Here is a 13,130-nt window from a genome sequence, read left to right as displayed (position 1 = left end):
GATGGCCAGCAGTAACGAAGACAAGCTCCGCGACTACCTGAAACTCGTCACCGCCGACCTCCAGCAGACGCGCAAGCGCCTGCAGGCCGCGGAGGCCAAGGAGCAGGAGCCGATCGCCATCGTCGCCATGGCCTGCCGCTATCCGGGGGACGTCGGCTCGCCCGAGGACCTGTGGCGGCTGGTGGCGGAAGGCGGCGACGGCATCGTCGCCTTCCCCACCGACCGCGGCTGGGACCTCGAAGGACTCTACGACCCGGACCCGGACGCCCACGGCGCCAGCTACGTCCGGGAGGGCGGGTTCGTCCACGACGCGGCCGGGTTCGACGCGGGCTTCTTCGGCATCCCGCCGCGCGAGGCCCTCGCCATGGACCCCCAGCAGCGGCTCTTCCTGGAATCCTCCTGGGAGGTCTTCGAACGCGCCGGGATCGACCCGGCCACCCTCAAGGGCAGCCGCACCGGCGTCTTCGTCGGCGCCGGCAACCCCGGCTACCTGGGCGGCGGCACCGGAACCCCGCACCGCGAGGTCGAGGGCTACACCCTCACCGGCAACGTCAACAGCGTCATCTCCGGCCGCGTCGCCTACACCTTCGGGCTGGAAGGCCCGGCGATCACCGTCGACACGGCCTGCTCCTCCTCCCTCGTCGCCGTCCACCAGGCCACCCAGGCCCTGCGCGCCGACGAGTGCACCATGGCGATCGCCGGCGGCGTCACCGTCATGCCCAACCCGTGGCTCTTCCAGGAGTTCAGCCGCCAGCGCGGCCTGGCCGCCGACGGGCGCTGCAAAGCCTTCTCCGCCACCGCCGACGGCACCATCTGGGGCGAGGGCGTCGGCGTGCTCCTGCTGGAGAAGCTCTCCGACGCCCGCCGCAACGGACACCGCGTCCTCGCCGTCGTCCGCGGCTCCGCCGTCAACCAGGACGGTGCGAGCAGCGGCCTGACCGCCCCCAACGGCCCCTCGCAGCAGCGCGTCATCCGTCAGGCCCTCGCCAACGCCCGGCTCGCCCCGCAGGACGTGGACGCCGTCGAGGCGCACGGCACCGGCACCGCCCTCGGTGACCCCATCGAGGCGCAGGCCCTGCTGGCCACCTACGGCCAGGACCGGCCCGGGGACCGGCCCCTGCTGCTCGGTTCGGTCAAGTCCAACATCGGCCACACGGCCGCCGCGGCGGGAGTCGCGGGCATCATCAAGATGGTCATGGCCATGCGGGAGGGCGTGCTGCCGCGCACCCTCCACGTGGACGAACCCACCCCCCAGGTGGACTGGTCGGCCGGCGCGGTCGAACTGCTCACCGAACAGGCCGCCTGGCCGGAGACCGACCGTCCGCGCCGTGCGGGCGTCTCCTCCTTCGGCATCAGCGGCACCAACGCCCACGTGATCGTCGAGCAGGCCCCCGCCGGCGCACCGGAGGCACCGGTCGCCCCGGCCGCCTCCGGGACGCTGCCGTGGGTGGTCTCCGCACACAGCGCGCAGGCGCTGCGCGGCCAGGCCGAGCGCCTCCTCGGCCTCGACGCCGCCCTCCCGGCGGCGGACGTCGCGGCAGCGCTCGTGACGACCCGGTCGGCGCTGGAGCACCGCGCGGTGATCCTCGCCGAGGACACCGACGGCTTCCGTTCCGGCCTGCGGGCCCTCACCGACGGGACCCCGGAAGGGTCGGTCTCCGAGGGCACGGCCCGACCCGGGAAGTCCGCCTTCCTGTTCTCGGGGCAGGGTGCGCAGCGTCCGGGGATGGGGCGTGAGCTGTACGGGGCGCAGCCGGTGTTCGCGGCCGCGTTCGACGAGGTGTGCGCGCACTTCGACTTCCCGCTGAAGGAGCTCGTGTTCGGGGGCGGGGAGGAGGTGCACCGGACGGAGTTCACGCAGCCGGCGCTGTTCGCGGTCGAGGTGGCGCTGTACCGGCTGGCGGAGTCGTTCGGTCTGCGTCCGGACTTCGTCGCCGGGCACTCGATCGGTGAGATCGCGGCGGCACATGTCGCCGGGGTGTTGTCGCTGGCGGACGCGGCCCGTCTGGTGGCGGCCCGTGGTGCGCTGATGGGTGCGCTGCCGGAGGGCGGGGCGATGGTGTCCGTCCGGGCGACGGAGGACGAGGTCCGGGAGCTGCTGGCCGCCGGTGTGGACATCGCTGCGGTCAACGGGCCGGAGTCGGTGGTGATTTCGGGCGTCGAGGACGCGGTTCTCGCGGTGGCCGCCACGCTGGCCGATCGGGGTCGCAAGACCAGGCGGCTGACCGTTTCGCACGCCTTCCACTCGCCGTTGATGGAGCCGATGCTGGAGGCCTTCCGCGAGGTCGCGGAGACCCTCACCTACTCGGCCCCCGCCATCCCGGTCGTCTCGAACGTCACCGGCGGGCAGATCACCGAGTTCTCCGCCGATTACTGGGTCCGTCACGTCCGCGCCGCCGTCCGCTTCGGCGACGGCGTCCGCCACCTCGCCGAACGAGGCGTCGGCCACTTCCTGGAGCTCGGTCCGGCCGGGGTGCTCACCGCGATGGCCCGGGAGAACCTCCCCGAGGACTTCGACGGCCTCGTCACCACCGCCCTCGACAGGACCCGCCCCGAACCCACCGCCTTCCTCGGCGCCCTCGCCCAGGCCTGGACCCGCGGCCTGCCCGTCGACTGGACGGCCCTCCTCACCCCGGCCGACCCGGCGCGCTCCGTCGAGCTGCCCACGTACGCCTTCCAGCACCGCCACTACTGGCTGACCCCCGAGGCCGGAGCCCCCCGCGACGCGGCCGAGGAGCGGTTCTGGCAGGCCGTCGACGAGGAGGACGTCGACACCCTCATCGCCACCCTGGACATCGACGGGGACAAGCCCCTGCGCGAGGCCCTCCCCGACATGGCCTCCTGGCTGCGCCGCCGCCGCGCCCCCGAGACGCGTACCGCCCTCGAGGCCCTGCACTCCGCACCCGACGAGGAGGCCGAGCGGGCCGCCGGGTCGGCGCTGCGCGAGAAGCTCCGGGACCTCACGGAGGCCGAGCAGCTGCGCACCGTCCTGGACCTCGTACGCGCCCACGCCGCCGCCGTGCTCGGCCACGACGGGCCGGCCGCCGTCGACCCGCGGCGGGCCTTCAAGGAGCTGGGCTTCGACTCGCTGGCCGCCGTCAACCTGCGCAACCGGCTGAACACCGCCACCGGCCTGCGGCTGCCCACGGCCTTCGCCTACGACCACCCGACCCCCGCCGCCGTCGCCGCGTTCGTCCGCGCCGAAGTGCTCGGGGAGCGCACCGCCGCCGTCACCGGCCACATCGCGGGTGCGGCGGCCCACGACGAGCCCATCGCGATCGTCGCCATGGCCTGCCGCTACCCCGGCGGGGTCCGCTCGCCAGAGGACCTGTGGCAGCTCGTCGACACGGGCGCCGACGTCATCTCCCCCTTCCCCGTCGACCGCGGCTGGGACCTGGAGGCCCTCTACCACCCGGACCCCGACCACCCCGGCACGACCTACGTCCGCGAGGGCGGGTTCCTCCACGACGCCGCAGACTTCGACCCGGCCTTCTTCGGGATCTCCCCGCGCGAGGCCGTCGCCATGGACCCCCAGCAGCGGCTGCTGCTGGAGGCCTCCTGGGAGGTCTTCGAGCGGGCCGGCATCGACCCGACGAGCGTGAAGTCCGCCCCCATCGGCGTCTTCGCGGGCGCCACCCAGCCCGGCTACTTCGGCGGGCTCCGGCAGATGGGCGGCGAAGGCGTCGAGGGCTACTCCCTCACCGGCAACCTGACCAGCGTCATCTCCGGTCGCATCGCCTACAGCTTCGGGCTGGAGGGGCCGGCCGTCACCGTCGACACCGCCTGCTCCTCCTCCCTCGTCGCCCTGCACCTCGCCGCCCAGGCCCTGCGGGCCGGGGAGTGCACCATGGCGCTGGCCGCGGGCGTCACCGTCATGCCGACACCCGACCTGTTCGTGGAGTTCAGCCGCCAGCGCGGCCTGGCCGCCGACGGCCGCTGCAAGGCGTTCTCCTCCTCCGCCGACGGAACCGCCTGGTCGGAGGGGGCCGGAGTCCTCCTGCTGGAGAAGCTCTCCGACGCCCGCCGCAACGGCCACCGCGTCCTCGCCGTCGTCCGCGGCACGGCCACCAACCAGGACGGCGCCAGCAACGGCCTCATGGCCCCCAACGGGCCCTCCCAGCAGCGCGTCATCCGCCAGGCCCTCGCCAACGCCCGGCTGACCGCGCGGGACGTGGACGCCGTGGAGGCGCACGGCACCGGCACCGCCCTCGGCGACCCCATCGAGGCGCAGGCCCTGCTGGCCACCTACGGCCAGGACCGGCCCGGGGACCGGCCGCTGCTGCTCGGCTCGATCAAGTCGAACATCGGCCACACCTCTGCCGCCGCCGGAGTCGCCGGCGTCATGAAGATGGTCATGGCCATGCGCCACGGCGTCCTGCCCAGGACCCTGCACGTCGACGAGGCGTCCCCGCACGTCGACTGGTCCGCGGGCGCGGTGGAACTGCTCACCGAGGCCGTGGAGTGGCCGGAGACCGGCCGCCCGCGCCGGGCCGGCGTCTCCTCGTTCGGCGTCAGCGGCACCAACGCCCACGTGATCATCGAGGAGGGCCCGCAGGAGCCCTCGGCCGAGCCCGAGCCCGCGCCCGCCGCGGAGCCCGCGCCCGGCGAGCTGCTGCCCTGGCTGGTCTCCGCCCGCACCCCCGACGCCCTGACCGAGCAGGCGCGCCGCCTGCGGGACCTCACCGCCGCCTCCCCCGCACTGGACACGGCGAGCACCGCCTCCGCCCTGCTGGCCTGGCGCGCGCAGCTGGAGAGCCGCGCCGTGGTCCTGGCCGACAGCCGGGAGGGCTACCTGGAGGGCCTCGACGCCCTCGCGGCCGGCGCCTCGGCGCCCGGCACGTTCCGCGGCGAGTCCGTCGCGGGCGCCCGTACCGCCTTCCTGTTCTCGGGTCAGGGCGCGCAGCGTCCGGGCATGGGCCGGGAACTGTACGACGCCCAGCCGGTGTTCGCGGACGCCTTCGACGAGGTCTGCGCCCACTTCGACTTCCCGCTCAAGGACCTCGTCCTCGGCGGCGGGGACGAGGTCCACCGCACCGAGTTCACCCAGCCCGCGCTGTTCGCCGTCGAGGTCGCGCTCTTCCGCGTACTGGAGTCCTACGGCATCCGCCCGGACTTCGTGGCCGGTCACTCCATCGGTGAGATCGCCGCCGCGCACGTCGCCGGGGTGCTCTCCCTCGCCGACGCGGCCCGCCTGGTGACGGCCCGCGGCGCCCTCATGGGCGCCCTGCCCGAGGGCGGCGCGATGGTCTCCGTCCGCGCCACCGAGGACGAGGTCCGTCCGCTGCTGTCCGCCGACGCCGACATCGCGGCCGTCAACGGCCCCGAATCCGTGGTGGTCTCGGGCGCCGAGGACGCCGTCCTCGACGTGGCCGCGAAACTGGCCGAACAGGGCCGCAAGACCAAGCGCCTCACCGTCTCGCACGCCTTCCACTCGCCGCTGATGGAGCCCATGCTGGAGGCCTTCCGCGAGGTCGCCGAGGGCCTGCAGTACGGGACCCCCGCGGTCCCGGTCGTCTCCAACGTCACCGGCGAGCAGATCACCGAGTTCACGCCCGCCTACTGGGTGGAGCACGTCCGGGGAGCCGTCCGCTTCGCCGACGGCATCCGCCACCTCGCGGAGCAGGGCGTCACCCACTTCCTGGAGCTGGGCCCGCAGGGCGTCCTCGCCGCCATGGCCGGGGAGTCACTGCCCGACACCTTCTCCGGCCTGCTGACCCCCGTCCTGCGCAAGGACCGGCCCGAGCCCGAGGCCTTCCTCGGCGCCCTCGCCGAAGCCTGGACCCGCGGCCTCCCCGTCGACTGGACGCCGCCGCTCGCCGACCGCCCGGCCTGCCGGGTCGACCTGCCCACGTACGCCTTCCAGCGCAGCCGCTACTGGCTCGACGCCACCCCCGCAGGCGGCGGCGCCGGCCCCGGCGCACAGGACGCGGTCGACACCGAGTTCTGGGCGGCCGTCGAACGCGAGGACCTCCAGGCCCTCACCGGCACCCTCCGCCTCCCCGACGAGGAGCAGCTGCGCGGCGTCCTGCCCGCCCTGTCCACCTGGCGGCGAGGCCGCCGCGAGCAGCACACCATCGACTCCTGGCGCTACCGCATCACCTGGAAGCCCGCCGCCGACCCGGCCGCCGCCACCCGCACGGCCGGACACTGGCTGCTCGTCGTACCCGACGGCGCGGACCCCGCCGCCGGGCCGCTCGCCGACCGGGCCGCCGCCGCGCTCACCGCCGCCGGCGCCACCACCACCGCCCTGCGCCTCGACGCGACCGCCGCCGACCGCACCGAGTGGGCCGCCCGGCTGCGCGCCGTGGCGGGCACCGGCGAGGAGCTCGCGGGCGTGCTCTCCCTGCTCCCGCTCGACGTCCGCCCGCACACCGCCCAGCCCGGGGTCAGCGCCGCGCTCGCCGCGACCGCCGCCCTGGCACAGGCCCTCGGCGACGCCGGGGTCGGCGCCCCGCTGTGGAACCTGACCAGCGGGGCCGTCTCCACCGGCCCCTCCGACCCCACGGCCGACCCCACCGGCGCCCAGGCCCAGGTGTGGGCGCTCGGCCGGGTCGCCGCCCTCGAATACCCCGACCGCTGGGGCGGCCTCGTCGATGTGCCCCACGACCTCGACGAGCGGGCCGCCGCCCGGCTCGTCGGCGTCCTGGCCGCACCGGACGGCGAGGACCAGCTCGCCGTCCGCGGCGCCGGAGTCCAGGTACGCCGACTGCGCCGCGCCCCCGCACCCGCCGACCGGCCGGCCGCAGCGCCCTGGCGGCCCACCGGAACCGTCCTGGTCACGGGCGGCACCGGCGCCCTGGGCAGCCGCCTCGCCGGCTGGCTCGCCGAAGGCGGCGCCGACCACCTGCTGCTGACCAGCCGGCGCGGCGCGGACGCCCCCGGCGCCACCGAACTCGCCGCCGCCCTGCGCGCGTCGGGCACCGAGGTGACCCTCGCCGCCTGCGACGTCGCCGACCGCGACCAGCTCGCCGCCCTGCTGGCCTCCGTACCGGCCGACCGCCCGCTCACCGCCGTCGTCCACGCCGCGGGCGTCTCCGACAACGGGTTCATGGACGAGGTCACCGCCGACCACCTGGCGCACGTACTGCGCCCCAAGGCGGTCGCCGCCGACCTGCTCGACGAACTCACCCGCGACCTGGACCTGTCCGCGTTCGTCGTCTTCGCGTCCAGCGCCGGCATGTGGGGCAGCGGCGGCCAGGCCGCCTACGCGGCCGCCAACGCCCACCTCGACGCGCTCGCCGAACGCCGCCGGGCCCACGGCCTGCCCGCCACCGCCGTCGCCTGGGGCCCCTGGGCCGAAGCCGGCATGGCGGCCTCCGAGGACATCGACGAGCACCTGCGCCGCCGCGGCGTGATCGGCATCGCGCCCGGCACCGCCATCGCCGCCCTCCAGCAGGCCCTCGACCTCGACGAGACCTGCGTCGGTGTCGCCGACGTCGACTGGGCGCTGTTCGCCCCCACCTACACGGCCATGCGGCACAGCGCCCTGATCAGCGAACTCCCCGACGTGCAGGCCGCGTTGACGGATGACGGCCCGGAGGGCGGGCAGGGCGCCGCCGCCTCGGCGTCCGCCCTCAGGCAGCGGCTCGCCGCCACCGCGCCCGCCGAACAGCAGCACCTCCTCGTCGAACTGGTCCGCGGACACGCGGCCGCGGTCCTCGGACACCGCACCGCAGACGGGGTCCAGGAGGCGCGGCCCTTCAAGGGCCTCGGCTTCGACTCGCTCAGCGCCGTCGAACTGCGCAACCGCGTCGCGGCCGACACCGGCCTGAAGCTGTCCGCGACCCTCCTCTTCGACCACCCCACACCCGCCGCGCTCGCCCAGCACCTGCGCGAGCACCTCCAGGGCGGCGACATCGAGACGGACCGCTCCGTCCTCGCCGACCTCGACCGCATCGACGCGGCCCTCACCCGGCTCACCCCGGACGACGGGGCGCGCCACCGCATCGCCGGCCGGCTCCAGGTGCTGCTCACCAAGTGGGGCGGCACCAGCCCGGAGAAGGCCGAAGAAGCCGACGCCCACGACGAACTGGCGTCCGCCTCGGCAGAAGAGATCTTCGCGTTCATCCACGAAGAGCTCGGCAAGTCGTAGCCCGTGCCGGAACGTCATCCAAGGAGCTCCCGCCAGATGGACAACGAACAGAAGCTGCTCGATCACCTCAGGTGGGTGACCGCCGAGCTGAAGCAGACCCGGCAGCGGCTGCGCGAGGTCGAGGCGGACGAGCCCGAGCCGATCGCCGTCGTCGGCATGGCGTGCCGCTACCCCGGCGGCGTGCGCTCGCCCGAGGACCTGTGGCGCCTCGTCCGCGACGGCCGCGACGCCGTCTCCGGCTTCCCCGTCAACCGCGGCTGGGACCTCGACTCCCTCTACGACCCGGACCCCGACCACCTCGGCACCACGTACGTCCGCGAGGGCGGCTTCGTCCACGACGCGGGCGACTTCGACGCCGACTTCTTCGGGATCTCCCCGCGCGAGGCCCTCGCCATGGACCCCCAGCAGCGGCTGCTGCTGGAGACCGCCTGGGAGGCCTTCGAGCGGGCGTCCGTGGACCCGACGGCGGTCGCCGGCAGCCGGACCGGCGTCTACGTCGGCACCACGTACACCGGCTACGGCAGCGACCGGGAGGGGGCCGCCGAGAACGTCGAGGGCCACCTGATGACCGGCATCGCGACCGCCGTGTCCTCCGGGCGACTGTCGTACGCCTTCGGGCTGGAGGGCCCGGCCGTCTCCGTCGACACCATGTGCTCCTCCTCCCTCGTCGCCATCCACCTGGCCGTGCAGTCGCTGCGCCAGGGCGAGTGCTCGCTCGCCCTCGCGGGCGGCGCGCAGATCATGTCGACGCCCGAGGTGTACGTCGAGTTCAGCCGCCAGCGCGGCCTCTCCCCGGACGGCCGCTGCAAGCCGTTCGCGGCAGCGGCCGACGGCACCGGCTGGTCGGAGGGGGTCGGCGTCCTGCTGCTGGAGAAGCTGTCGGACGCCCGCCGCAACGGACACCGGGTCCTGGCCGTCGTCCGCGGCTCCGCCGTCAACCAGGACGGCGCCAGCAACGGCCTGACCGCCCCCAACGGCCCCTCCCAGCAGCGGGTCATCGAGGAGGCCCTCGCCAACGCCCGGCTCTCGCCCCACGAGGTCGACCTCGTCGAGGCGCACGGCACCGGCACCACCCTCGGCGACCCCATCGAGGCACAGGCCCTCCTCGCCACTTACGGCCGCAGCCGCCCCGAGGGCCGCCCCCTGCACCTGGGCTCCATCAAGTCCAACATCGGCCACTCGGCGGCCGCGGCGGGCGTCGCGGGCGTGATCAAGGCCGTGATGTCCGTACGCGACGGGGTGCTGCCCCGCAGCCTGCACATCGACGGCCCCACCCCCGAGGTCGACTGGTCCTCCGGCGCTGTGGAACTCCTCACCGAGGAGCGGGCCTGGCCCGCCACGGAGGGCCCCCGCACCGCCGCCGTCTCCTCGTTCGGCGCGAGCGGCACCAACGCCCACGTGATCGTCCAGGCCGCCGGCCAGGACACGGACCAGGACGCGGGCGCCGGATCCGCCCCGCGGGCACCCGAGCGGGCCCGGCCGGTGTTCCCCGCCCCCACCCTGCCCTGGGTGCTCTCCGGCCGTACCACCGAGGGCCTGCGCGGCCAGGCGGCCCGGCTGCGCGCCTTCGCCGACACCGCCGACACCGCCGACACCGCGGTTTCCGAGGCCGCCATCGGCCTCGCCCTGGCCACGACGCGGGCCGCACTGGAGCGGCGCGCGGTCGTCCCGGCGGGCTCGCGGGCAGGCCTGGACGCGCTGGCCGCCGGGCTTCCGGCGGCGGGCGTCGTCGAGGGCGCCGTGGTCAAGGGAGCGGACCGTCCGGTGTTCGTGTTCCCGGGGCAGGGCTCGCAGTGGGCGGGGATGGCGGTGGAGCTGTACGACTCCTCGCCGGTGTTCGCGGCCCGTCTGGACGCGTGCGCGGAGGCGCTGGCCCCGCACACCGACTGGTCGTTGCCGGGGGTGCTGCGGCAGGAGGCCGGGGCTCCCGGTTTCGACCGGGTGGATGTGGTCCAGCCGGCGCTGTGGGCGGTGATGGTGTCGCTCGCGGAGCTGTGGCGTGCGGCCGGGGTCGTCCCGGCCGCGGTCGTCGGCCACTCGCAGGGTGAGATCGCGGCCGCGGCCGTGTCCGGGGCGCTGTCGCTGGAGGACGCGGCGAAGGTGTCCGCGCTGCGTGCGCGGGCCATCGTGGCGCTGGCGGGCAAGGGCGGCATGGTGTCGGTCGCGGACGCCGCCGATGCGGTGGCGGAACGTATCTCCGGCTGGGGCGAGCGTCTGGCGCTGGCTTCGGTGAACGGTCCGCAGTCGACGGTGGTTTCGGGTGATCCGGAGGCCCTGGACGAGCTGATGGCGGCCTGTGAGGCCGATGGCCTCCGTGCCCGCCGCATCAACGTGGACTACGCCTCGCACGGTCCGCAGGTGGAGTCGATCCGCGACGAGGTCATCGGACTGCTGTCCGGGATCGAGCCGCGGACCGCCGAGGTCCCGTTCTTCTCGACGGTGACGGGGGAGTGGGCCGAGGGTTCCGAGCTCGACGCCGAGTACTGGTACACCAACCTGCGCCACACCGTCCGCTTCCAGGACGCCATCAGCGGCCTCCTGGAGCGTGGCCACGGGCTGTTCGTGGAGTCCAGTGCGCACCCGGTGCTGACGATCGGTGTCCAGGAGACCATCGAGGCCGCCGGCGCGTCCGCCGTCACCCTCGGCACCCTGCGCCGCGACGAGGGCGGCCCGCAGAGGTTCCTCGCCTCCCTCGCCGAGGCCTGGACCCACGGCGCCCCCGTCGACTGGCAGGGCGTCTGCGTGACCCCGGACGCGCCGGCCGACCTGCCCACGTACGCCTTCCAGCGCCGCACGTACTGGCTCGAAGGCGCCCCGGCGGCCGACCGGACCCCCGTCGTGGACGAGGTCGAGGCCGGCTTCTGGAACTCCGTGGAGAGCGCCGACGTCGCCGCCCTCGCCGACACCCTCGCGCTCGACGACACCGGACCGCTCCGGGAACTGCTGCCCGCCCTCTCCGCCTGGCGCCGCGACCGCCGCGAGGCGAGCGCCCTCGACGCCCGCCGCTACCGCATCACCTGGCAGCACCTCCCCGACACCGACACCGCACGGCTCTCCGGCGACTGGCTGCTGCTGGCCCCCGAGGCCACCGCCGCCGCGCCCTTCGAGGAGCTGCTGACCAGCCACGGCGCCCGCTCCCACCTCCTCGCCCTCGACCCCTCCCGGGCCGACCGGGACGCGTGGGCCGGAGCCCTGCGGACGGCGCAGGACGGCCACGAGCCGTTCGCGGGAGTCCTCTGCCTCCTCTCCGCCGACGAGACCTCCGGGCTCCTCGCCACCCTCGTCGCCACCCAGGCACTCGACGACGCGGGCATCGAGGTCCCCCTGTGGACCGTCACCCGAGGGGCCGTCGCCGCCGGACCCGAGGACGCCCCGCGCAGCGCCGTACAGGCGCAGGTGTGGGGCCTGGGCCTGGTGGCCGCACTGGAGCGGCCGCGCGGCTGGGGCGGCCTCGTCGACCTGCCCGCCGACCTCGACGAGGCGGCCGCGGCGCGCCTCGCCGGGGCCCTCGCGGGCCGTGACGGCGAGGACCAGATCGCCGTCCGCACCACCGGAACCTACGTACGCCGGCTCGTGCGCGCCGCCCTGCCCGACGGCGCCCCCGCGCGCACCTGGCAGCCGTCCGGCACGACCCTGATCACCGGTGCCGCCGGCCCGCTCGGGGCCGAGACGGCCCGCCGGTTCGCCGCCGCCGGCGCCGGCCACCTCCTGCTCACCGCGGCCCCCGCCGAGTTCACCCCCGCCCTCGAAGCCCTGGCGGGCGAACTCACCGCCCGGGGCGCCGAGGTCACCCTGGAGGAGTGGGACGGCGCCGACCCGGCGGCCCTCGCCGCGCTGACCGCCCGCGCCGATCAGGCGGGACGGCCGCCCGTACGCACCGTCGTCCACGCCGCCGCGCACGTCGAACTGGCCCCCCTCGCCGCCACCACCGGCCGGCACCTGGAGGAGGCCCTCGCCGCCAAGGTCACCTCCGCCCGGGCCCTCGACGAGGTGTTCTCGGCGGACGGCCCCGACCTGGACGCGTTCGTCCTCTTCTCTTCCGTCACCGCCTGCTGGGGCGGCGGAGAACACGCCGCGTTCGCCGCCGCCAACGCCCACCTCGACGCCCTCGCCCAGCAGCGCCGCGCCCGCGGCCTGCCCGCCACCGCCGTCGGCTGGGGCGTGTGGGACCTGTTCGACGCGGACGCCCACCCCGACGAGGCACGCGAACTCCACGAGCGTTCCGCCCGGCGCGGCCTCCCGCTCCTCGACCCCGAGGCCGCCCTGCACGCCCTGCGGCGGATCCTCGACCACGACGAGACGGCCGTGGCCGTGGCCGACGTCGACTGGGACCGCTTCCTGCCCCTGTTCACCTCGGCCCGTACCGGACGCCTCACCGACGGCGTCCCCGAAGCCCGCCGGATCCTCGCGCAGCCCGGCGCGGGCGGCGCCGGCACCGGGGACGCCGGGGACACGGGAGCGGCCGAAGCGCTGCGCCACAAGCTCGCCGAACTGTCCGCCGAGGAACAGGACCGGGTGCTCACGGACCTGGTGTGCGGCCACGCCGCCGCCGTCCTCGGCCACGCCTCGGCCGGTGCCGTCGACGCCGGACGGGCCTTCAAGGACCTCGGCTTCGACTCGCTGACGGCCGTCGGCCTGCGCAACGGGCTGAACGCCGCCACCGGACTGGGCCTGCCCGCCACGATGGTCTTCGACTACCCCACCCCCGGCGCGCTCGCCGGCTACCTGCGCGGCCGGCTCCTGGACGGCACGGGCACCCGACGCGAAGAGGCGACCACGGACTCCGTCCACGGCGACCTCGACCGCATCGAGTCCGACCTGTTGTCGCTGACACCCGGCCAGGACGAGCGCAAGGACCTCACCCGCCGCCTGGAGGCACTGCTCTCCCGCTGGAAGGACGCACAGGCCGCGGCGGACGCCGAATCCGTCAGCGGAAAGCTCGACGCCGCGTCCGACGAAGAGATATTCGCATTCATCCGCAAGGAATTCGGCCGCCCGGAGTAAGGGCGTCCTCCGGCCAGTCGGTCACACGAATTCC

At 75.3% G+C, this 13,130-nt stretch carries 2 protein-coding genes; both read left to right on the top strand.

Annotation, left to right across the window (positions count from 1 at the left end):
* Positions 1–37: 37 nt before the first annotated feature.
* Positions 38–8,092 carry a type I polyketide synthase gene (locus tag OG295_RS40545; RefSeq protein WP_371681561.1) on the top strand — a complete coding sequence of 2,685 codons (8,055 nt, stop codon included), beginning with the start codon at positions 38–40 and terminating at the stop codon, positions 8,090–8,092.
* Positions 8,093–8,095: 3 nt separating this feature from the next.
* Complete coding sequence (locus OG295_RS40540) at positions 8,096–13,096, top strand: type I polyketide synthase (RefSeq protein ID WP_371681544.1); 5,001 nt, start codon at positions 8,096–8,098, stop codon at positions 13,094–13,096.
* Positions 13,097–13,130: the final 34 nt, after the last annotated feature.

Origin of the sequence: Streptomyces sp. NBC_01276, from assembly GCF_041435355.1 — a bacterium.
Lineage (GTDB): Bacteria > Actinomycetota > Actinomycetes > Streptomycetales > Streptomycetaceae > Streptomyces.
The sequence above is the reverse complement of the archived record's forward strand: the minus strand, read 5'-3'. Positions and strand labels throughout refer to the sequence as shown.